The sequence below is a fragment of the Streptomyces sp. NPDC001393 genome (genome assembly GCF_053597455.1).
This window is the reverse complement of record NZ_JBSFIH010000022.1, coordinates 85165-106048: the sequence shown is the minus strand read 5'-3', so window position 1 is coordinate 106048 and position 20884 is coordinate 85165. Positions and strand designations below refer to the sequence as shown.

Genomic DNA, 20884 nt, shown 5'->3' with positions numbered 1-20884 from the left:
CCCGACTACCGACGCAGCGCAGCTTCCACCACGTGTGCGACTTCCCTGCGGGTGTCAGCGGACAGGCTCACCGCTGTCACATTCCGCCACTCAGGCCCACCGCCGTTGCGCACCACGACGAACCGCGCCCTGGATGCCTTCTGGGCCACCTGAGCGACGGCCCCGGCCTGCGCGGCTCCGACCCCGAGCACCATGTCGCAGTGCCGCTGAAGAAGGGAGTTGGCATACGGGATCGCGTTCGGCACCGTCGCCGGGCCGGCCACCTGGAGGTACGACACCTTCCCGTGCGTGGCCAGCGAAGCATCCTCCATGCCCGCCCACACCACCGCCGCCTGCCTACCGGCGATCCCTCGATCGTCCGTCAGCAGACACGCCTCCGACGAGGTGTACTGGCGCGCCCTCACCTGCGGCGCGTTCGAACCTCCTCCCCCGAGCCAGAACGCCACAGCGACAGCGGCAACAACCAGTACGGCCGCCGAACCAGTGATCCACCGGGCACGACCCCGCATTCTCAGCATCACAACTCCCCTTGCGGCCGGTCCGACCAGGCGAGCAGAGAGTGCAGTGCCGCGCCCACCGTGCTCACCACCAACAGCACGAAACTGCCGGCGAACGCCAAACCCGTCCCGCCGTCCGGCGACTCGGCCAGGTCTGCTATCCACAGCAGCCACAGCACCGTGAAGCCTGCGAAGGCAACCCAGTCCGCCCGCCTCCGCCGCCGTGCGGCGACAACAGCCGACGGCACCGGACACAGCAGACCGGCACTGCCCAGCGGCACAAGCGCCAGCAGGCACCGGCTCACCCACTTCAGGACGCACTTCCGTCGGCCATCACCGCCGATGGAACCGCGACCTTTCTGCAATGACGTCATGGACTACCCCCTTGAAGGCAGCACGGACCGAAGCGATCATCTTGCGATGAAGACTCGGCTCAGGATCGGGGAACGCTATCGCACGACCTCCGGCATCGCCTCGACAGCCGGACACCGGTTTGCGGTACTCGGTCCAACTCGTTGTCCGTTGGACCGGTAGGTGGTCGGGCGCAAGCGGCGACTGGCGGTCTCGCGGGGCCGGGGCTGCCGATCCCCGCTCGCAAGAGCGGGAGTGGTCGTCGGGACGTGGCTTCGCACGCCGGACGGGTGTATCACGGCTCCTGACTCGAACCTGCGGCCAGGCGCGCCCGCGGACGCCATGACGTCCGGCCAACCTGCCCGTGCGGGCGACGACAGGGCCGTTCGTCCTGGGGGCCTGGATGTTCTAGCCGGCGTGCAGAGAGCGACGGATGACGACAGGTGACGAAGCGTCAGATCATCCAGCCGAGATCCGGCTACGGGCATGCGAACGGGGTCGACCCGAATCCGGGTCGACCCCGCCTGACCTGGCGGTTTGCTAACTCGCCGGATCCACGGTAATGCGTGGCTTATACATTGAAGCGGAATGCCTGAAGCCCGATCCTGACCTGCGGCGGAGTGCCCTCCAGGGCTCTGACCAGGGATTTCCTCGTTGGCATACGTTGGCTCCCGACGGCCGTTTACGGGTGTCCTGCGGACTGGCTGCGGACTGGTCGGGGGTCCCGGGGCTGAGAAATCCATCGCACACGGGCTGCAACGAAACTGCGCAGGTGAGCGACTCCTACCCCTGCCCGTGCTGCGGACACCGCGTGCTGAGCGCGATGCCCGGCTCGTACGAGATCTGCCCCGTCTGCTTCTGGGAGGACGACGGGGTCCAGTTCCGCTGGCCGACCATGGCGGGCGGGTCTCCCTGACCGAGGCCCAGCGCAACTACCAGGACTTCGGCGCCTGCGACGAGCACGACCGCCGGTACGTCCGCCCACCGGCCGAGGACGAGCCGCTCGATCCCGCCTGCCGCCCCATCGACCTGACAAGCGACTCTTTCGAGGACTGGGCAGCCGAGGACCGCGCCCCGTGGCCCGACGACCGCTCGGTGCTCTGCTGGTGGCTGCCCACCTCCTGGCGCCGCGGCCACTCGGCTGCATCATGACGTACCCCATCGGGGCCCTCCTCCAACAGCTCGACGGCGATAACGACGCCTCGTACGCCGCCGGGAATGGGCGGTGATGGCCCTTCAACACCGAGCGCGACCACCTCCTGCACGCCCTCGGACTCGACCCCGCCTCCTCGGAAGAAGCTGCCTCTCGACTCTCGTCCGTAGCTGCATACACGGCCCGAACGGACCCAGTAGCGTCTCACGGACCTGCAAGCGGCTCGGCAAGTCCTTCCAGCTTCGCCCGCAATCGGCGGATCTCCACTTCAGCCGTCATCAAGCCCAGTGTCATGCTGTCCGCCTGGTCCCGAGTCAGTGAGCGGCCTCCAGGCTTCGCAAGCGCGGCCAGAGACGCGGCAAGCTCTTGACATCTCCCGACGTCGTGGAGAAGCGCCCCCACCTGCTGCTCCAGGTTCACCGCCAAATCGGGCGCCGGGTCGGTCGCAGGGGCACTTTCGAGGCTCGGCGGCTGAACCTCATCCGGCGCCGGACGGGTCGGTACGATCTTCGGAGACTGAAGAGGCCCATTCTTCGCTGCAGGTGCCGTCCGCTCCTCGCCGGGCACCGCCATAGCACCGTTGCTATCCGCCAGCCGAACGGACTGCGCGGTTGACCGCGGCACAGCGGAGTTGCCCCGTGGTTTCGGCACCCCACGCCCACGAATTCCCGCCTCTTTGGGGAACTCCCGGTTGAACCAAGCCCGGTTCATCGGTTCCAGCAAGGGTTCACCGGTCGCCGAGACCTTCCGTGGGCGACGGTCCCCCTCGTCCATCGCGGCTGCCAGTTCCCGCAGGACACCCACCGCCTTGCGGCGGTTGTTCCGCATGGCCATCAGGCTGTTCTTGACTGACCGTCGGACGCGGTCCGCCTTGGCTCCGTCGTCGTCGGTCTTCTGCCCGGTCAGCGATCCCCGGTCCGCGTCGATGATGTCGAAGGCCGCGAGCCAATGTGCCGCCCGGAAGGAGATGAGTTCCTCGAATGCCACATCATCAGTGTCCGCCTGGGCAAGCAGCTCCGGCAACCGGCGGTCCGAGGGATTGAGGCCGTCCCGAACATCGCCGAGCTGGAAGACCTCCGCGATCCGCGGGTTCCACGGGCTTGGAAAACTCTCCGAGGTCATGGCTGACCAGACCCGCGCCCGCCGGTTGGCCTCCGGAGCGCTCAGTTGGGACGGCGGCGCCTCGCTGAGTGCCCGTCGGATCAGCAGCCGCTTGCGCCGCTCCACCGGAAACAGCTCCCGGACAAGCATCATCGAACGGATGTCCCGCAGCTCCGATACCGCCGCGTCCGCCGGCAGCCCTGGCAACCCTGTAATAGGCACGTCTCCTGACAAAACCTCCGCGATCCTTTCGTCGAGCAATCCCTCCGCTGCATACATTCCGAGCACGCTGCGACCGAGCGCCCGTCCTCGGTCGTTCGGGGTGAACTCCAGCGGCATATGAACGTGGTCACGCCGATTGCTCATCTGTGCGATGCGGTAGAGCCTGCGTGGTGCCGAGGTGCCCACGACCAGGTGGGACTCCACCACCGCGAGCCTGGCAGCCTGCATGGCACGGGAGTCGTCGTCAGGATCGGCAGGGCTCGTGGCGGCGGAGAGCGATGCGTACTCCTCGTTCAGCAGGTCGGAGAGGCGCGTGAGCCAGTCGTTCGGATCAAAGACAACGCCTTCCCCGCTCCCTCCGATCTTCTTGACCGGGACACCCGCGACCACATCGGCGGACGAAATCCGGAAAATGTCGTGGCGCCGCTGCGTCCGGTTGTTGCCCCGGACCGCCATCCACTGCCAGTGTTCGGACGGATGCAGCGGACGTCCATCCCGAGCCTGTAGCGGCGCTTCCTTGATAAGGATGTGCTGCGCGACGTAAAGGCCCGGCTCCAATTGCCCGTTAAGGATCAAGTCCTGCCTGAGATCGTAGGAACGGTGGCCTTCCCGTTCGCGCAGCCCCGACGCGGCCTTCTCCAGATTCGCGACCAGTGACTCGCGGTTCTCGGCCACGCTCTCCACGGCCGCAAACTCCTGAGTCGAGCCGCCAGCCACCTGCTGGACGTAGGGACGCACTGCGGACAGCGAGCTCTCGCCCTCCCGCACCGGTGCCGGATTGGCGGGCGAGTGCCACAACGAGCTGATCCGCTCGTTGTGTTCCCAGACGCTTCCCCCAGCGCCATGCATCCGTACCGCCGCGATCAGCATGTCCCCTGCATCGGTGTGGAGCTGCCGCAGGGCATCCGGTCGCCACATTCGTGCCCCGACCTGATCTTGTTCGGTCAGCATAGACTCCGGATCGACCACGAATGGGGCAAAATTGAGCAGTGCCTCACGTGGAACGTTCACCCCGGGCGTGTTCAGACCCGCTTCCACCCAATTGCGCTGCATTTCCAAAGACGCAGGGCGAGGAAATGGCCCCGCCTGAGCGTTCTCAACCACCGTTTCTCCCCATCACATCATCGGGTTCACCGAGACCGCTGCCAGGCGAGATCGACCACGCCCTTCAGGCTTCTCTTTTCCAAGCCGATCGATCTCGCCAGGCCAGTCCGTCGAATCCATGCTTACGCGTCACATTGGAAATACGAAGCCGATGCTACAAAATGAACGAAAATGACCGGTTGCCGTTGAATGTTGAGCGTCTAACACGAGAATCTGCCCAACTTCAATGAAATATGTGGACTTGGATGCGTAACCATGCACTCTTGCGCTAGAACTTAGAAATCCCAACGCGATTTCAACGCGTCAAGTAGTCGATCTGACAAGGAACTCCGCCGTGACTCCCCCTCCGAGCCCGCCCCGGCCCACCGACACCACAGGCGGCACGTGGTTCCCCTGGCTGCTGGTCATGCTGTTGTTCTCGCTACTCGTCGCGGCGTGCACCGGCTTCCTCAAGCGCCTCGGTGGGAGCACGCCGGTGGACGCCCTGCTCGCAGGCGGCGCCGCCTTCGGCGGGACCGCTCTGCTCTGTCTGGCCATCGTGCCGACCATCCAGCAGCTGCGGCGCCGCCAGTAGAACGAGGTGTTCAAAGCCGACCGACCGGCACCAACCAGACCGCTGCTTGACTGCTGAGCAGCGTTCCTGGCGGAAGCTCAGACACGGAAGCAGAATGTCTGCGGACCAACCCTGCCCTGCGGCGCCGCACAGGACGGGCAATCCGACGCGGAGGCAGGTAAGCACCCGACTCCCCTCTGTAGCATCATCTGACCAGGCGTTAGCAGCCCCACACAGAGACTGGAAGGCCGGACGAGGGATGACGAGCACGCCGAAACCAGCGCAGCCGATCAGCCCAGCCGCCTACGGAGCCCTGGCCGGCGCGCTTAAGTCGATCTTCTGGTACAAGCGCGACCTCGAACGATTCATCCGCTTGTGGGCCACAGACCACCCTTCACTGCTGGCACATATGGACTTCAGCGGCTACAAGTGGGCCACCGCAGATGAGTTCGTGGACCGGTTGATGGCAAATGAGCGCCAATACCGCGACCTTTCGCTTCGAATGATGGCGGAAGTTTCTCAGCTGACGAGCTTCCCTGCACTGAAACGACACGAGAACGCCGAATCCCTGATCGCCGAGGCAAAGGAAGCAGTCGACCATCTCAGGGTGCTGGTGGACCGCCAGCGCGTTGCCCACGAGCAACAGTCGAATTTCGATGATGAACTTCTCACGTACCGCGCCGTGGTAGAGGCCCAGCATAGCTTTGAAGCTAAGCTTTCCGCCCTTAAAGAACGCTTCCTCGAACTGGAGCGTATGGATAATCGCCAGAAGGCTGGCAGACTTTTCGAGCCATTCCTGAATGACATCTTCAGGCTGTTCGACATGGAACCTCGCCTGTCATACAGCCTGGAGTACGAGCAAATCGACGGCTCGCTTACTTTCGACACGGACGACTACATCGTTGAGGCCAAGTGGTGGCAGGAGGCGATCCAGCCGCACCACCTCTACAGCTTCAATGAGAAGGTGAGGCGCAAGGGAAAAAACTCGCTTGGAATATTTATCAGCGTGGATTCACTAGCGGAGCCCGAGAAGCATACAGAGAGAGTACGCCGTTCCTAACGATGGAGGGACTCGATTTCTTCTATGTTCTCGACGGGCGCCTCACGCTCGACGAACTTTTGCGACGCAAGAAGCGTCATGCAAATGAGACCGGAAGTTGCTACTTCCCAGCCACGATGTTCCCGGGTGAGTAGCCTAACCAGCCCGTCGCCATCAAGCCGGAGGCGGCGGAAGGCGCTGCACCCACACTCAGGACGCGCAACTAACGCCACCCGTTAAGTGACACCTGAGAGCTGCCGCGCAGGTACTGATGGAGAGCACTGGCAGTCGTGTCGACAAAGGTGTCAGGGATGGCGTTGGCATCAACCCAGCAGACCCGGGAGTGCTTGCGGGGTTCGCGGTTCTCGGGTTCACCGGTCCATTCATGGGCGGCGAAGACGACCGTCAGGAAGCCGTTGGGGGCCTCGACGCCCCAGGCGCCGTGGATGATGTGGGCGACCTTGAGGGACTCGGGCTTCACCGTGAGGCCCGTCTCCTCGTAGAGCTCGCGGACCGCGGTTTCGGTGACGGGTTCGCCCGGCTCGCTTTTGCCGACGGGGAGGTCCCACAGGCCCTGGGCGAACTTCGCGTTCTCGCTGCGCTGGAGGAGGACGACGCGGTTGGTGGCCTTGTCGTGGACGATGACGGCCGCGACCAGCAGGGTCATCGATTCGAGCGCCGGCTTGAGGGCCTTGGGCTGGTCGTCAGTCTGCTGGGTCACGGCGTTCCCTTCGTCGGGCGGGTTGTTGGGCATGTTAGGCGAGGGCCTCGCGGGCGCGGCGGGCGAGATCGGCGGCACCGGGAACGCGGCGGCGCTGGTAGACCGCGAGCGTGGAGCGGATTGAGGTGATTGCCTTACGGGTCCGGTCGGAGGTCATGCCCTCCATGAGGACCAGGGCCTGGGTCCAGGCGGCAACCGCCTCGTCGGCGCGGATCTGGGCGGCGAGGCTGTCGCCGAGGTCGGCGTGCGTGAGCGCATGGACCCGCCTGTACTTCTCGGGGTCCCAGCGGGTGAGGGCGTCGCGGTGCTGCTGTTCGGTGCCGATGTGGTCGGCGAGGTCGGTCAGGGTGCGAGCGGTGTGGCTAGCGACGGTGCCGGCGGCCGGGCCGCTCACACGGGAGTAGCTGGGCTGGGGACCGTCGTCCCGTAGGAGGGCGTCCTCGGCGGCGAGCAGGGCGCGTGCGGCCGACGAGTTCTCGTCGGTGGCGGCGTAGGCGCGGGCGTGGGTGATGTGAAGGAGGGCCTCGGTCTGGCCGTCGACGTGGCCGAGGCCGCGGCGCAGGGCGCCTTCGACGAGGTCGACGCAGTGGTGGGGCTGTTTGAGGCTGAGTGCCTGGTGGGCGAGGGCGCGCATCATCCAGGCGGCGTGGCCGTGGGGGTCGGCTTCGCAGGCGAGCTTGTAGCCGACCTGGTAGTAGCGCTGGGCGGCGCCTTCCTGGCCGAGGTCGTGGTGCTTCCACCCTGCGAGGTAGGCGAGTTCGGCGACGGCGCCGAAGGCGGCGCGGCGTAAGGCTTCGCTGGGGAAGCGTCCGCGCAGCATGGGGGCGGCGGTGTCGGCGAGGTACGCGGTGACGGTGGTCAGGCCGTGCCCGCCGCCGAGGCGTTCGTCGGCGGCGCTGAAGGCCGCGGTGATCTGGCGTACGACGTCCACGTCCTCCGCCCCGACCAGGGACGTGCCGGTGCGGGCGCGGAGCATGCGGGTGGTGGCTTCGTGGTCGTAGCCGAGCGGCATGGCCACGCCGGCGGTGGTGAAGGCCGCGATGGCGAGGAAGCGGCGACGTTCGACGTCGGCGCGGCCCAGGTCGGTGACGGCGAGGACGGGGTCGGATTCCGCCGGCTCTTCGTCACCGCCGGCCTGGAGGCCAATCTCGGTCTGGGTGACCGTGCGCCCCGCTCGGCGGGACAGCGCCTCGGCCAGGTACTGACCTACCCAGCCCGACGGGGCGCGGGTGCCGTTCACCCAGTGTGAGATGGCCGACTTGTTGGTCTGGAGCATCTCGCCGTTCTCGGCGGCGATGCGCCGCACGTCTCTGGCGAGGGCCTCGTAGGTGCAGTCGGCCGCCGCGATGACGTCACGCAGACGGGAGTTGGGTTCTCTCTGCGCCGCCACGATCGCCTCCGCCCTGGAGCTGTAAACCGCGTATACCGCTTCAACTGCCTTCCACCGTACCCACTCAGCGTGACCACCGGTTCACTTATCAGCAGCCGCCCGGAACGGCGCGACCGTGATCCAGGCCCCCCCTTGGTCCGGGCGGCACCCCGAAGTTCCGTACGCCCACACCGGGCTCGGGCATTCCTGTGCCTGGACCCGGCCGATCAGAGACGGAGACACGGTGACCACCATCGACACCACGGCCATCACGGTCGAGCTGCCCGAGGCGTTCGACCCGCGCTGGAGCCGCCTGCCCGGCATCCAGGTCGACGGCCGGCGCATCACGATCGACCCGGCCGAGTACTTCTTCCGCTTCGAGTCGAGCACCTGGCTCGTCGCCGACTGGGAGCTGGTCAAGTCCCAGCTCCTGGACGTGGACGAGACGACCGAGAGCGCGGTCGAGCAGCTCGCGCTGGACTTCATCAAGCAGCACAGCGAGTCCACCTCCGACGCAGCCCGCGTCCTGGCAACCGCGTACGAGGTGTACGCGTACCTCTTCCGCGACGAGCACCTGGCCGGCCTCGGCCTGCCGCAGATCACCGCCGACCACCTGCGGATGCTCCGCGAGGCCGCCACGCTCATGGCGCTCAACAAGGTCGAGCTGGATGGGCACATCTCCAACGTCGGCCCGTGCTGGTTCTTCCCCGCCGCCACCTCCGTCGTCTTCGACCTCGACGACGAGACGGGCGGGATGCTCGACGAGGTCTACCACGGCGGCTGGTTCAACGAGCACCGCCGGATCGAGTCCATCAAGGCCCACGCCGCGCTCGGCGGCCGGCTCGTGCACGGCTGTCAGTCCGTGCCGGACCAGTCCGGCGGCGTGGTCGCGCCCTACGGTGCCTCGATGGCCAACTTCCGCGACGACCTCGCCGCGTTCAAGGCGAGCTGGATCGAGCAGGTCTACGCCCACCGCGTGAACCCCGCCGCGTAACCCACCTCCCGATCAGGCTCCGGGGCGGGCCGGCATCCCTCGCCCGCCCCGGACGCCACCACCCCTCCCCGGAGCCCTCCCGTGACCACAAACCCCAGCGCCGAACTCCTCGACAACCTGCTCACCGCAACCGGCCGGACCACCGCCGTACGGGAGGAGGTACGCGTGTGGTCCATGTCCGGAGTCGAGCGCGTCACCTTCCCCGACGGCACCACGGCGATCTTCAAGTACGCCAAGAAGCCCTTCGACAGCGAGGACCAGGCCCTCCGCCTGGCCCACACCCTCGGCGTACCCGTCCCCCAGGTCCACGCCTCCGCCGTCCTGGACGGCTGGCTCGGCATGCTTATGGAGGACCTCGGACCCTCCGTACGCGAGGCCGACGACCTCGACGGCGTCGCCGCGGCCGTGGTCCTGCACGGCACCCGTACGGCTCCATCCTTGCCCGTCCTCGACCAGGACCGGCTGCGCACGCTGCCGGCCAGGTCGCTGGAGCATCTCGAACGGCTGCGCAAGGGCGACCGGTGGCAGGACGCCGACGACGTCGCGGACGCGCTCGACCGGATCGCCCAGGCCGCCGAGGCCCGCTCGGCCGGAGCATCGCTGGAACCGTTCGGCTGGGTGCACTCCGAGTTCCACCCCACCAGCCTCCACATCGGCGAGCGCGGCTGGCGGCTGCTCGACTTCGCCCGCGCCTTCACGGGTCCCGGCCTGCTCGACCTCGCCAGCTGGCACGGAACCATCGATCCCCCGCACCCCGTGCGCCTGCGCGTCTTCCTGGAGCAGTACGTCACCGCCGGCGGCACCCCCGACGCCCTCGCTCCGCGCGGCGGGCTCACCGCCGAGAACTGGGCCCTGGGCTGGCACCGCATGTGGGCCGTCGAGTGGTTCATGGAGCAGGCCATCCGCTGGATCAACGACCCGGCAACCGACCCCGCCTACATCAAGGCCGTCCGCCGCCACCTCACCGACGTCCTCCACCTCCTGGAGATCTGACGTGCTCGCCCAGGCATCCCCCTGGCACGCCCACGCCCACCAACGCACCGCCGCCGGACTCGCCGAACCTCTGGCAGTACCCGCCCGGATGGAGTGGACGACGAGACCCGGCCAAGGTCCCGGCGCCGACGTCCTCGGCCCCGACCTGCGCGGCAAGCGACTCCTGGAACTCGGTTGCGGCCCTGGCCACAACGCCGCCCACCTCGCCACCCGCCATGGCGCCCGTGCCACCGGCGTCGACCTGGTCGGCCTCCAGGTCCGCCGCGCCCGCTCCCATTACGGACGGCTGAACAACCTCACCTTCGTCGCCGGTCACGCCCTGCACTACCTGCACGCCTCCGACGAGCAGTTCGACGCGATCTACTCCGTCTTCGGGGCCATCGGCCTCGTCGCCCCTGAGCTTCTGCTGCCAGCCATCGCGCAGCGCCTCACGCCCGGACGAGTGCTCGCCTTCTCCGTCCCCCACCCGCAGCGTGGTGGCCGAAGCCCCTCGGGCGATGACCGGCCCCGCCGCGACCACGTCACCCTGCCCGACCGCTCCCGGCTCCCCATCGCCCGCTGGGAGTTCTCCACGGACCGCTGGGAGAGGCACCTCAGCCGAGCGGGCTTCTGGCTCACCTCGGCCCAGGAGTTCCACGACCCCCGCATGGGCCACTGGCCCACCACCCTGCTGATCCGCGCCCGCAAGCTCTGACAGCCGCGTTCATCCGGCCTCTGGAGGACCGATGCGCCCGCCCTACCTGCTCCTCGACATCGACGGCGTCCTCATACCCTTCCCCGACGAGCACCGCTCGACCCCGGCCACGCACGCCCGTCACGACGTCGTCCCCGCCGGCCGCAGCGCCGACAACCCGGTGACCATCTGGCTCCACCCTGCCCACGGCCGCCTGCTCATGGACGTGATCCGTACCGGCCTGGTCACCCCCGTCTGGTGCACCAGCTGGCGGCAGGACGCCACAACCCTCATCGGCCCGCTCCTGGGCCTCCCGGACCTGCCGCACGTCGACCTGCCGCGTCCGCAGATCACCACCAGCCACCCCAACGGCTACCTCTGGAAGCGCGACCACGTCGACGCCTGGCTGGCAGACGCACCCGTCGTCTGGATCGACGACGACTTCACCGGTCTTGACCTCGCCTGGGCGGCGGAGCGCACCGCCAAGGGAACGCCAACACTCCTTGTTCAGCCCGACCCGTACCTTGGGCTGCAGCCCGAGCACCTGAACGAGGTCACGAGGTGGGTCGCGCAGTTACGCACAGCCCACGCCACCTGACGACTGATGCCCTCGCTGCCACGAACAGCGAGGGCATCAGGGTGCGCTGTGGGCCCTGCACCAGGGCTACTGCCACAAGTCCGCTCCATCGCGCCCACTCGGGTCCATGGCCAAGAGATCTTCGTGCAGGCCCGAGAGGGCTCGACCAGTCGGGGCGCCGTCTTCGGCTGACTCCATGACGAGCCAGCCGACATCGATGCCCGATACGTTCACATCACTCCCGGTGTCGAGCTCATCGAGCGTTGCGAACACTGCCTCATAGGCGACCGCTCGCGCCAGGCGAGTGAGATCCTCCTTGTTCGCCCCAGCAGCAAGGAGCCGCTGGGCAACAGGAAGCTGATCGATGGCATCCGGATCGGCCCAACCGCCGATCGGACCGTGCCACAGACTTCGCAGCAGCATGAACCGCGCGAGGTGTGGAAGGTCCTCGCAGATCTCCGACTTGGCCCAGTCGCCAGCATCGGCTGCGCCGAGTGCTTCGAATCGCGCGCGCAGCGACTCCGCTGCCGCCCTTCCACGCGCGTCCAGACTGTTCAACCAAGCCTGCCACTCGTTTGAGGATTCACTCACCGTGACAGCATGCCCCACGCGTACCTCGGTTGGAGATCCGCCAGCACTATCAGCAGCTTGGCAGCCCAAGCCGATCGCTACTCTGTTCGCATGACCGTGAACGGAGATCGCCAGTTCCCCACCGCGCTCGCCGCTGCCATGGCGGTCCGACTCGAGTGCATTGGCGAGGATGGTGTCGACTTCGAACCCTACGAGTCCTTTCTGACTGCCGATGAGACCACCGAGTGGTTCCGCGCGTGGACAGGCAACAGCGAGCTGAACGGCGACGGCTTCCGCGTATTTGGACAGGACGGCACCGGCGGGAACGCAGCGTTCTGGCTGGTTCGTCCAGGTCGGGAACTGGTGGAGCAGCCCGTTGTCTTTCTGGGGTCCGAAGGAGAGACAGGCGTTGTCGCTCGCGACCTGGGTGCCTTCCTGTGGCTGCTGGCTGACGGCTTCGGCCCGTGGGAAGCAGCCACCTCGTATGAGCCCGAGCCTGATTGGGCTCCCCAGGTCAATCGCGACCTGACGGCCATCGCGGAGCAATTCGCTCCGGACCGCCGCGCGTCGGCAACGGCGATCATCGCGCAAGCCACACAGGAGTTTCCTGACTTCGACGACACCATCATGAAGCTCTGCCGTTGAGCCGGGGCCCGATGCCCCGCCACGAGGCGTGGCGGGGCATCGGGCCGGGGTCAGCGGTGCCGACTGTGCTCTTCGGGCCTCATGGCCACTGGTGTGGCCGGAGGGTGTGGCGTAGCGGACATAACCGAGGTGCCGCTGACGGTGCTTCGGCTGCGGGCCGCTTGCGTCCGCCGGTTCGGTCGAGCGGTGATGCGCCAGTTGAGGACCTCGGCGGGGTGCTCGGCGCTGTCGAGCTCTCGTTGGGCGCTCACCTCGGTCAGGAGACGTCGGGGGTTGTGGCCGGCGGTCTCGGCGTGGGCGAGGGTTGTGGTGAGGGCGGTCCAAGTGGGGTCGGTGAGGATCCGGTCGGCGTGGTCGGGGAGGGCCGCGCGAACGTCCTGCTCGTAGCGGCTGGCAGTTGCGGCTCGTGGTGCGCGGCGGGCCAAGTCCGCCAGGACGAGGGTGGCGGCCTGCTGGTAGCCCGCCTGGAGGTGGCCCAAGGCTTCCTCGGCCGCAGCGGCCTGCTGTTCGTGGCCGCGCTGCTCGTGCCACTTGGCAGCGGCGCGGGCCAGATGCACGGTGGCGAAGAGCAGGGCGATGGCGAGCCCGCCCGGCTCGTTGGAGGCGTAGGCGAGTTCCTTGGCGGCCTTGCGCAGGGCGGTGGCGGCTTGGTGGTCGGCGCGGGTGGCGGAGCGGCGGGCGCGGTTGAACGCCATCGCCGCCGCCCGCAGTTCTGCCCGGTGTGGGCCGGTCGTGGCGCTGGCGATGTTGTACGGGCATCGCCGAAGGCGGCCAGGTGGCCCTGGGCGGCGGCATCGTCACCGGAGTCGAGGACGGTGCGTGCCGCGTGTATGGCGGTGGTGGTGTGCCGCCATGGGGCGGCGGGGTCCGCCGCATACCGGGGGCGGTCGGCCATCTCCTGGTCGGGGAGGCGTTCGCGTAGGCGGTTAATGGAGAGGTCGGGGGCGAGTTTGGAGCCGCCGTACCAGACGGGTTCGCCGGCCGCGTTGGTGTCGCCGGGGGCGGCGAGGCTGTAGCCGATCACGTCACCGGTCTCGGGGCCGAGGCGCGTCTTGACCTTGATGCCGAGGGACTGCAGCACGGTGAAGTAGTCGGCTTCTTTGTGTACGGCGGCGGCGACCGCGTACGCCTGCTCACGCAGCCAGTGCCGTGCCGTGACCGACTGTCCCTGGCGTTCCGCCTTGGCGCGTTCGGCGCCGGTGGGAGTGCGGGGCGCGGTCAGGTCACCGGACTTCAGACGGCGCAGGCCGAACTCGACCTCGATCTTGCGGCACTCGGCTTGAGCCCGCTGTCCATCGCGGTGGGTGCGCGGGCGGCGCCCGTCGGCGCGGACAGTGGTGGCCATGATGTGGATGTGGTCGTCAGCGTGACGCACCGCGATCCACCGGCATGCCTTCTCGTCGCCTTCGGGGGCGATGCCTGTGGCGTGAACGATGCGGCGGGCGACCGCGGCCCACTCGGCGTCGGTGAGGTAGCGGTCGCCGGGCGCGGTGCGGACCGGGCAGTGCCAGACATGCTGAGGTGGCTTCTTGCCGCCCAGCTCGCGGGTGCGCAGGTCGACATGGTGGTCGAGGCGCTTGGCAAGCCGGGAGTAGGTGGCTGCCGGGTCGCGGCCGGGGTCGGGGGCGCCGGCCATGTCCCAGGCGGCGACGATGTGAGGGTCGGTGTGCTCGTCGCGGCGGCCGGGGCCGAAGAGATAGGCGATCAGTCCGCGAGTGTCGGAGCCGGTGGAGACGTCAGGAACCATGCGCGGTGCCTTCCGTCAGGAGCTGGTCGATCAGTCGGTAGCTGCTCTCGGCGGCTTGCTCGACGCGATCCAGCACCGCCTCGGCACGCTCGGGCACGGTTCCTCGGTGGATGGCCGCGGTGATCTGGTTGAGGTTGCCGCCGATGCGGTTCAACGCGACCGTCTGTGCCTCGACGGCCTCGACCAGTGGGTGGACCGAGTCGTCCTCCAGGCTGCCGACCAGCCCCGCCTTGCCGAGGGCGACGGCGAGGGCGGCGTCGCCGACGAATCCGGCGAACTTCTGACCGCGCTGGTGAGCGGCGGCGCTGATCACGCGGACCGCAGTGCGGGTGAAGCGGATGGTCTTCTCCTGGTCGCGCTTCTCCACGGTGCGCTTGCGGTTCATCAGCGCGGGCAGGACGGGGGCGTCGAGATCCCGCCAGGAGGGCTGCTCAGCGGGCGGCGGGATATCGGTCGGCGGCTGAGGGCTCGGGGCGGCGGAGTCGGCTGCGGGCGGGCAGCTGGTCTCGGCTGCACCCTCCTCCGGCTCGGGCGCCCCCTGGCGCTCGGCCTTCTCCTCCGCCACCCCTGGGGCGGGGGCAAGCGCGGACGAAGCCTCGTTAGAGGCTCGTTCGCTCCAGCTTGCTGCTGATCGGCGGGTCAGGCCGAAGAATCCCTTGCGGCGGCGGGTGGGGGAGTTGCTGGTGCTCGTTTCGGGCATGGTGGTGCTCCGGTGGTCGTGTGGGGTGGGGCTTCGTCACGTCCGTTGCATCCGTCCCGTAGCTGGTCAGGACAGGTACGGAGGCGGTCGCAGGTACGGAGTGATCCGTATCGGCGAGGAAGTCCGTCCCCGCGCTGACCTGCGCGGGGACGGATGCGACGGATTGATACGGAGCTGGTGTCAGCGAGTGGACCTGGGGCCGGCAGGCCCGCCTGGCGGGCCGATGGGCAACGTCCCCGACGGAGGGGCCGGTGGCTTGCCCTGGGCTCGACGTGCGACCACGGTCTCGCCGGCTGCGCGGGTCGGCTGGGCAGGGTCGGGGCAGTAGCGGGCCCAGGCGTCGAGGAACTGGTTGCGGGCGTATGCCTTGGCCTGCCTGCCGTTCTCGAAGCGGTGGTTGGCCGGGCTGATGCCGAAGTCGCGAAGCAGGTTGGCCAGGTGGTAGGCGTTCAGGCCCTTCGTCCCGTACTCGGCCCACGGCGCCTCGGCGTCCTGAATGAGGGAGGCGAGCAGGTCGTGGCTGCGCAGCGCCTCCGTGTCGCCCTGTTGCTCGAAGACTCGTCGGATGTCCCGGAGCAACCGGGTCTTCAGCGTCGTCTGTTCGTCCTGGACCACTTCGTTCCGGGTCATCGCCAGGCAGGCGGCGCGGGCCTGGGCGGGCCAGTGGCCGCCAGCCAGGTCGGCGACGATGACCAGGGGCTCCCAGGTGTCTGCGGCCCGGTCCTCGACAGGCATCGGTGGCGCCAGTCGGTGCGCTGCCCCGCGCAGCGGGGTCAGCCACGCGGACAGCCGGTCGCGCAGCGCGTTCAGTTCCGGGACGGAGTGCCGGGAGCGGAAGGGAGCGACCTTCTCGCCGGGCTTGCGCTTCTGCATGCGGAGCACGACCGCGCGGTCCATGATCGTGTCCGGCAGGTCGCCGATGCCTCCCAGCGCGGCCATCGCGAAGGTCGGGAACGCGGTCGGCTTGTGTTCCGGGCCGGATATCCGCCAGGCGGGGCGGTTGCGCTGGTGTCCGGCATTCAGCAGGCCACGCAGGTCCTCCTTGTCGCCCGCCTTCGGGCCGAAAATGGTGTCTGCCTCGTCCACCAGCAGCGTCGGCGGGTCCTCGCCAATGATCCGGAAGACCACCGCCGGCGAGGTGTTCACCGTCATCATCGGCCGACACACGGTTTCGTGGAGCACGTCCAAGACCCGGGACTTGCCGCACCCCTTGGTCGGCCCCACCACCGCCAGGCGCGGCGCGTGCTGGAGTTCGGGCTGGATATGGGAGGCCGCCACCCACAGGGTGACCGCGGTCAGGGCCTCCTCGCTCGGCAGCACCACGTAGCGGCCGATCGCGGTGCGCAGGTCGTCCAGCAGCGCGGCTCCCTCGTCGGCCGTCTCGCCGCTCGCACCGGCACGGTCCCCGGTCCCCGATCCGCCGTCGGGGACCACAGTCCCCGCAGATGCGTGGGGACCGTGGCTCTCACCATCAGCTCGGGGCGCGCCGCGCTCGCCCGGGATTCGGGGACCGGCAGACCAAAAGTCTCCACCCGGTCCCCGGCTTCCGCTCCGGCGGGACCGGTCCCCAAGGCGCTGACCTGCGCATGTTCCGTGCTGGGGGAATCTCGGTCCCCGACCGGAACACCCGTCGAAGCAGCGCCGCTGGCGGGTGCAGCCGGGGACCGTGACCCCGTTCGGTCCCCGCTTCGGTCCCCATTGCGCCAGGGGACGCCCTGGCCGGGGACCGCAGCGGCAGGCCAGACGACCTTGTGGAGATGTGTTCGAGGTAGCGGGGGACGTAGAGTCCTCCATCGACGTTCCTCTCAGGTGAGGGACGGGACGGGCAAGGTCCCGCCCCTCACCGGTTCGTTCGTTCAGGGATGAGCGACGTGCAGGGGAATCTCCGGCCCTCGGCGTTGGCGCGCCGGGGGCCGTTGCTGTGTCCGGGGCTGCCAGCGGCTCACGAGGCCAGGTCCCACTCGTCCTGGCCGTCGATCAGCGTGCGCTCGTAGCGCAGCAGCTCGGCCTCGGGGTACAGCACCCGCTTGCCGACCTTGATGCCGCGCGGCCCCTTCCCCATGTGGCGCCAGTAGCGGACGGTGCTCTCGGCTGTGCGGTAGCGCTCGGCGACCTCGGCGGTGGTCAGGTATCGCATACATTCCCATTCGGCTAGATGGCGATTCGATCTGCATAGAGTTGTACCCCGGGATCGGCGGTTAACCAAATCGGGAAGTCCATGTTTCAATTGGGATAGTGATGGTGACGATGGAGGTTCGATGGCAGGCGACAGGCCCGAGGGCGGCGAGGTGCCGCTGCTCTACAGCGAGGGGAACGTGGCCGCGCGCGTGGCACTGGAGCGCGAGGTCAGAGGGTGGAGCACGACCGAGCTGGCCGAGCGGGTGACCAGAGCCGGCATCAAGATGAACCAGACAGCGGTCTGGCGCATCGAGAACGGCACCCCTCGCCGACGCATCAACCTCGACGAGGCCCTCGCCTTCTCCCGCGTCTTCGAGCTCCCCCTCGAAGAACTGATGTCCCCGCCCCTGGAGGGGCTCGACATCGACAGTCGGCGCCTCGTCCAAGAGGCCGTCGAAGCGTTCTACGAGGCCCGAGACGCGCGCGACCGCCTCCACCACGCCGTGGTCGCCATCGCTAACCACATCAAGGCCCATCCCGACAGCTCGCGGGCGATCCACGAGCAGTGCCTCCGCCTCATGGGCGACGAGCGGGACGCTCGCACCCTCAGCGGCGACATCGAGGACGGTGGCCACTACTGACAACCGACACGAAGGAGAGGCCACTTGGCCAACATCCAGAAGCGCCCCAACGGCAAATGGCGAGCCCGCTACCGCGACCTCGACGGCAAGGAGCACGCCCGCCACTTCGAGCGCAAGATCGACGCCCAACGCTGGCTCGACGAGGTCACTACCAGCCTGGTCACCGGCCAGTACGTCGACCCGCGATCGGCGAAGAAGCCCTTCAAGGAGTACGCGGAGGAATGGCGGGCCATCCAGCCGCACCGACCTTCCACGGCCAAGGCGGTGGCCCAGCACCTGCGCTGCTACGTCTACCCGGCCTGGGACAAGCGGGCACTCGGCGCGATCAAGCCCGGCGACGTACAGAGCTGGGTCACCAGCCTGACCACCACGCACGGGCTGGCCGCCAGCACCTCACGGACGGTCTTCAACACGGTCAACGCCGTCTTCCGGGCGGCCGTTCGTGACCGGATCATCCCCCACAACCCCTGCGCCGAGGCGAAGCTGCCCTCGGTGCCACGGAAGAAGATCGTGCCACTGGCCGTCGAGCAGGTGCGGACACTGTCCGAGGAGATACCCGCCCGATACAAGGGCCTCGTACTTCTCGGCGCGGCGACCGGGCTCCGCCCCGGCGAGCTGTTCGGCCTCCAGCTCCGGCACCTGGACCTGCTGCACGCGACCGTCTCGGTCGAGCAGCAGATCCAGCAGACCGCCAAGCACGGCGTGTACGTCTGCCCGCCCAAGACCGCTCGCTCGCACCGCACGGTTCCGCTCCCCCGCATGGCGGTGGATGCGATGAAGGCCCACCTGCGGGACTTCCCCGCCGATGGGCCCGAGGGCTGGATCTTCACGGCGCCGCAAGGCGGGCCCGTGGTCTACACGCACTTCATGGACGGGTCCTGGCGGCCCGCCTGCGCGAAGGCCGGCATACCGAAGGGCACCGGACCCCACGCCCTCCGGCATCACTACGCCAGCCTGCTGATCAAGCACGGCGAGTCCGTGAAGACGGTCTCCGAGCGCCTCGGCCACACCAACGCGGCCATGACGCTGAACATCTATACCCACCTATGGCCCGACTCCGAGGAGCGGACCCGGGCCGCCGTCGACAAGGCGTACGCGGACCGCCCCGCGGACGGCGAGACGGCGGTCGACGAAGCGGCGTAGCCGCTCCCCCGCCCGGTGACCGTAGTCAGCACGCTGCGGACTCTGTGCGGACAGTAAAGGCCGCCCAACCCGCTCCGTCACAGGTCAGACGGCCTTTCGCCGAACGTATTAGACGTTGAAGCGGAACTCCACCACGTCCCCGTCCTGCATCACGTACTCCTTGCCCTCCATGCGGGCCTTGCCCTTGGCTCGGGCCTCGGCCACCGAGCCGGTCTCGACCAGGTCGTCGAAGGAGATGACCTCGGCCTTGATGAAGCCCTTCTGGAAGTCGGTGTGGATCACGCCGGCCGCCTCGGGGGCCGTGGCACCCTTCTTGATCGTCCAGGCGCGGGACTCCTTGGGGCCGGCCGTCAGGTAGGTCTGCAGGCCGAGGGTGGCGAAGCCGACGCGGGCGAGGGTGGCCAGGCCCGGCTCGTGCTGGCCGACGGACTCCAGCAGCTCCAGGGCCTCCTCCTCGTCCAGCTCGGCGAGGTCCGCCTCCAGCTTGGCGTTGAGGAAGATCGCCTCGGCGGGGGCGACCAGGGCGCGCTGCTCGTTCTTGAAGTCCTCGTCGATCAGTTCGTCCTCGTCGACATTGAAGACGTAGAGGAAGGGCTTGGTGGTGAGCAGGTGCAGGTCATGGAGGAGTTCGTTGCGCTCGGTGCCCTGCACGATGCCGTGCGCGAAGAGCGTGTCGCCCTTCTCCAGGATCTCCTTGGCCTCCTCGACCGCCTTGACCTTGGGAGCGACGTCCTTCTTGATCCGCGACTCCTTCTGCAGGCGCGGGAGGACCTTCTCGATGGTCTGGAGGTCGGCGAGGATCAGCTCGGTGTTGATCGTCTCGATGTCGTCCTTCGGCGAGACCTTGCCGTCGACGTGCACGACGTTCTCGTCCTTGAAGGCGCGGATGACCTGGCAGATCGCGTCGGACTCACGGATGTTCGCGAGGAACTTGTTGCCGAGTCCCTCACCCTCGGAGGCGCCGCGCACGATGCCGGCGATGTCGACGAAGTCGACCGTGGCCGGGAGGATGCGCTCCGAGCCGAAGATCGACGCCAGCTTGGCCAGGCGGGCGTCCGGGACGCCCACCACGCCGACGTTGGGCTCGATCGTGGCGAACGGGTAGTTGGCCGCCAGCACGTCGTTCTTGGTCAGGGCGTTGAACAGGGTCGACTTGCCGACATTCGGCAGGCCGACGATTCCGATCGTGAGCGACACGTTGCGACTTCCCGTAGATGAGTGGGCCAGGGGCTGCCAGGGGCCAGAGACACTGGCCGATCCACCAGTCTACGGCGTCCGCACCGGGCGGCTCGCGGGAGCTTCGAACGCCTGGCCAAGCTCTTCCCACCGGCGTGTCTGATGGGCTATTCGGCACATAAACAGACCTAAGTTGGTCCAGTGGAGCAACACAGATCGCGACCCCCGAACGACGGACCGCGACGCGGCGGGCCGCACCAGCCCGCGCACCTGCCCCCGCAGGCCCGGCGTGGGCCCGGCGAGCGCAGGCCGGGCCAGGGGCAGGGGCAGGGGACGCGGCCGTCGGGGCGCCAGGAGCACGGCGGGCGGCAGGCGGGGGCCGCCGCCCGGCCTTTCCCGCCCGGGCCTCGGCTGCCGGGGCCACGGCTCACCGGGCTCGGCAGCGGACTGTTCTGCGCCGTGGTGATGTTCCTGCTCGGCTGCCTGGACGAGCTGCTGGTCGACGGGGCGCTGCCGGTGTACGGCGTGCTGTTCGTGCCGGTGTGCGTCCTGACCGCGCTGTGGGTGCGGGCCGCGGACGTGCTGACCGCGGCCGTGGTCCTGCCGATCGCGTTCGCCGTGGGGCTGCTGCCCGTCGCCGACGGCGGCGGGGGGCTGCTCGGCCGGCTGATGGGGCTGTTCACCGGGCTCGCGACCCAGGCCGGCTGGCTGTACGGCGGGACGCTGGTCGCCGGGCTGATCGTGCTGGTACGCCGGGTGCAGTGGGTGCGGCGGCGCCGGCGGCGGAGCTGAGCCGA

At 68.4% G+C, this 20884-nt stretch carries 20 protein-coding genes and 2 pseudogenes; 11 read left to right on the top strand and 11 right to left on the bottom strand.

Annotated elements, in window-relative coordinates; translation table 11 throughout:
• Nucleotides 1–5 precede the first annotated feature (5 nt).
• Nucleotides 6–311: a hypothetical protein gene (locus tag ACWC2T_RS23690; RefSeq protein ID WP_450672332.1), complete on the bottom strand. Its 306-nt coding sequence runs from the start codon at nucleotides 309–311 to the stop codon at nucleotides 6–8.
• 206 nt (nucleotides 312–517) lie between these two features.
• Entirely contained in the window at nucleotides 518–871 is a 354-nt protein-coding gene (locus ACWC2T_RS23685) for a hypothetical protein (protein ID WP_450672331.1), read from the bottom strand.
• 539 nt (nucleotides 872–1410) lie between these two features.
• On the opposite strand from ACWC2T_RS23685, the pseudogene ACWC2T_RS23680 reads away from it, so the two are divergent.
• Nucleotides 1411–2000: pseudogene (locus ACWC2T_RS23680) on the top strand (CPCC family cysteine-rich protein).
• Nucleotides 2001–2205: 205 nt separating this feature from the next.
• Here ACWC2T_RS23680 and ACWC2T_RS23675 read toward each other — a convergent pair.
• Nucleotides 2206–4428: a hypothetical protein gene (locus ACWC2T_RS23675; protein ID WP_450672330.1), complete on the bottom strand. Its 2223-nt coding sequence runs from the start codon at nucleotides 4426–4428 to the stop codon at nucleotides 2206–2208.
• Between the two features lie 334 nt (nucleotides 4429–4762).
• Here ACWC2T_RS23675 and ACWC2T_RS23670 point away from each other — a divergent pair, with 334 nt between their 5' ends.
• Both ACWC2T_RS23670 and ACWC2T_RS23665 read left to right on the top strand, forming a co-directional pair.
• Nucleotides 4763–5002: a hypothetical protein gene (locus tag ACWC2T_RS23670; protein WP_352137775.1), complete on the top strand. Its 240-nt coding sequence runs from the start codon at nucleotides 4763–4765 to the stop codon at nucleotides 5000–5002.
• Between the two features lie 238 nt (nucleotides 5003–5240).
• A complete protein-coding gene (locus ACWC2T_RS23665) occupies nucleotides 5241–6041 on the top strand; it encodes a restriction endonuclease (protein ID WP_450672329.1) in 801 nt (266 codons plus the stop codon).
• Between the two features lie 202 nt (nucleotides 6042–6243).
• Here the strand turns inward: ACWC2T_RS23665 and ACWC2T_RS23660 are convergent, their stop codons facing one another.
• Nucleotides 6244–6774, bottom strand: coding sequence for an NUDIX domain-containing protein (locus tag ACWC2T_RS23660; protein ID WP_450672328.1), 531 nt, complete (start codon nucleotides 6772–6774; stop codon nucleotides 6244–6246).
• Between the two features lies 1 nt (nucleotide 6775).
• Complete coding sequence (locus tag ACWC2T_RS23655; protein ID WP_450672327.1) at nucleotides 6776–8131, bottom strand: tetratricopeptide repeat protein; 1356 nt, start codon at nucleotides 8129–8131, stop codon at nucleotides 6776–6778.
• 223 nt (nucleotides 8132–8354) lie between these two features.
• On the opposite strand from ACWC2T_RS23655, the gene ACWC2T_RS23650 reads away from it, so the two are divergent.
• From ACWC2T_RS23650 to ACWC2T_RS23635, 4 genes are all read left to right on the top strand, one after another.
• On the top strand, nucleotides 8355–9104 hold the full coding sequence (locus tag ACWC2T_RS23650; RefSeq protein WP_450672326.1) for a hypothetical protein: 750 nt from the start codon (nucleotides 8355–8357) through the stop codon (nucleotides 9102–9104).
• A gap of 81 nt (nucleotides 9105–9185) precedes the next feature.
• A complete protein-coding gene (locus ACWC2T_RS23645; RefSeq protein WP_450672325.1) occupies nucleotides 9186–10097 on the top strand; it encodes an aminoglycoside phosphotransferase family protein in 912 nt (303 codons plus the stop codon).
• A 1-nt stretch (nucleotide 10098) separates the two neighbouring features.
• Nucleotides 10099–10791 carry a class I SAM-dependent methyltransferase gene (locus ACWC2T_RS23640; RefSeq protein ID WP_450672324.1) on the top strand — a complete coding sequence of 231 codons (693 nt, stop codon included), beginning with the start codon at nucleotides 10099–10101 and terminating at the stop codon, nucleotides 10789–10791.
• Between the two features lie 31 nt (nucleotides 10792–10822).
• Nucleotides 10823–11368, top strand: coding sequence for an HAD domain-containing protein (locus ACWC2T_RS23635; protein WP_450672323.1), 546 nt, complete (start codon nucleotides 10823–10825; stop codon nucleotides 11366–11368).
• A gap of 66 nt (nucleotides 11369–11434) precedes the next feature.
• Here the strand turns inward: ACWC2T_RS23635 and ACWC2T_RS23630 are convergent, their stop codons facing one another.
• Nucleotides 11435–11938 carry a hypothetical protein gene (locus tag ACWC2T_RS23630; protein WP_450672322.1) on the bottom strand — a complete coding sequence of 168 codons (504 nt, stop codon included), beginning with the start codon at nucleotides 11936–11938 and terminating at the stop codon, nucleotides 11435–11437.
• Between the two features lie 90 nt (nucleotides 11939–12028).
• Between ACWC2T_RS23630 and ACWC2T_RS23625 the strand changes: the two genes are divergently transcribed.
• Nucleotides 12029–12562 (top strand): SMI1/KNR4 family protein, encoded by a 534-nt coding sequence (locus ACWC2T_RS23625; protein WP_450672321.1) that lies wholly within the window; start codon nucleotides 12029–12031, stop codon nucleotides 12560–12562.
• A 50-nt stretch (nucleotides 12563–12612) separates the two neighbouring features.
• On the opposite strand, the pseudogene ACWC2T_RS23620 reads toward ACWC2T_RS23625, so the two are convergent.
• The 4 genes and pseudogenes from ACWC2T_RS23620 to ACWC2T_RS23605 all read right to left on the bottom strand — a co-directional run bounded on the left by ACWC2T_RS23620 (nucleotide 12613) and on the right by ACWC2T_RS23605 (nucleotide 17146).
• A pseudogene (locus ACWC2T_RS23620) lies at nucleotides 12613–14309 on the bottom strand (relaxase/mobilization nuclease domain-containing protein).
• The gene (locus ACWC2T_RS23615) at nucleotides 14299–14874 is read right to left on the bottom strand and encodes a hypothetical protein (RefSeq protein ID WP_450672360.1); all 576 of its coding nucleotides are present in this window, start codon (nucleotides 14872–14874) and stop codon (nucleotides 14299–14301) included. The pseudogene ACWC2T_RS23620 and the gene ACWC2T_RS23615 overlap by 11 nt, the downstream one beginning before the upstream one ends.
• A gap of 315 nt (nucleotides 14875–15189) precedes the next feature.
• On the bottom strand, nucleotides 15190–16443 hold the full coding sequence (locus ACWC2T_RS23610) for a DUF3631 domain-containing protein (protein WP_450672320.1): 1254 nt from the start codon (nucleotides 16441–16443) through the stop codon (nucleotides 15190–15192).
• A gap of 508 nt (nucleotides 16444–16951) precedes the next feature.
• Nucleotides 16952–17146 carry a helix-turn-helix transcriptional regulator gene (locus tag ACWC2T_RS23605; protein WP_450672319.1) on the bottom strand — a complete coding sequence of 65 codons (195 nt, stop codon included), beginning with the start codon at nucleotides 17144–17146 and terminating at the stop codon, nucleotides 16952–16954.
• A gap of 121 nt (nucleotides 17147–17267) precedes the next feature.
• Here ACWC2T_RS23605 and ACWC2T_RS23600 point away from each other — a divergent pair, with 121 nt between their 5' ends.
• Nucleotides 17268–17768 carry a helix-turn-helix transcriptional regulator gene (locus tag ACWC2T_RS23600; RefSeq protein ID WP_450672318.1) on the top strand — a complete coding sequence of 167 codons (501 nt, stop codon included), beginning with the start codon at nucleotides 17268–17270 and terminating at the stop codon, nucleotides 17766–17768.
• A gap of 24 nt (nucleotides 17769–17792) precedes the next feature.
• Complete coding sequence (locus ACWC2T_RS23595; protein WP_450672317.1) at nucleotides 17793–18911, top strand: tyrosine-type recombinase/integrase; 1119 nt, start codon at nucleotides 17793–17795, stop codon at nucleotides 18909–18911.
• 108 nt (nucleotides 18912–19019) lie between these two features.
• Here ACWC2T_RS23595 and ychF read toward each other — a convergent pair whose 3' ends face one another.
• A complete protein-coding gene (gene ychF / locus ACWC2T_RS23590; RefSeq protein WP_351209082.1) occupies nucleotides 19020–20108 on the bottom strand; it encodes a redox-regulated ATPase YchF in 1089 nt (362 codons plus the stop codon).
• 444 nt (nucleotides 20109–20552) lie between these two features.
• Here ychF and ACWC2T_RS23585 point away from each other — a divergent pair, with 444 nt between their 5' ends.
• The gene (locus ACWC2T_RS23585; protein ID WP_450672359.1) at nucleotides 20553–20879 is read left to right on the top strand and encodes a DUF6542 domain-containing protein; all 327 of its coding nucleotides are present in this window, start codon (nucleotides 20553–20555) and stop codon (nucleotides 20877–20879) included.
• Nucleotides 20880–20884: the final 5 nt, after the last annotated feature.

Bases quoted from the DNA above. Each gene is read 5' to 3' on its own strand.
- ACWC2T_RS23690 (WP_450672332.1), bottom strand. From the start codon at position 311: ATGGAGGATGCTTCGCTGGCCACGCACGGGAAGGTGTCGTACCTCCAG.
- ACWC2T_RS23685 (WP_450672331.1), bottom strand. From the start codon at position 871: ATGACGTCATTGCAGAAAGGTCGCGGTTCCATCGGCGGTGATGGCCGA.
- ACWC2T_RS23665 (WP_450672329.1), top strand. From the start codon at position 5,241: ATGACGAGCACGCCGAAACCAGCGCAGCCGATCAGCCCAGCCGCCTAC.
- ACWC2T_RS23660 (WP_450672328.1), bottom strand. From the start codon at position 6,774: ATGCCCAACAACCCGCCCGACGAAGGGAACGCCGTGACCCAGCAGACT.
- ACWC2T_RS23635 (WP_450672323.1), top strand. From the start codon at position 10,823: ATGCGCCCGCCCTACCTGCTCCTCGACATCGACGGCGTCCTCATACCC.
- ACWC2T_RS23625 (WP_450672321.1), top strand. From the start codon at position 12,029: ATGACCGTGAACGGAGATCGCCAGTTCCCCACCGCGCTCGCCGCTGCC.
- ACWC2T_RS23605 (WP_450672319.1), bottom strand. From the start codon at position 17,146: ATGCGATACCTGACCACCGCCGAGGTCGCCGAGCGCTACCGCACAGCC.
- ACWC2T_RS23600 (WP_450672318.1), top strand. From the start codon at position 17,268: ATGGCAGGCGACAGGCCCGAGGGCGGCGAGGTGCCGCTGCTCTACAGC.
- ACWC2T_RS23585 (WP_450672359.1), top strand. From the start codon at position 20,553: ATGTTCCTGCTCGGCTGCCTGGACGAGCTGCTGGTCGACGGGGCGCTG.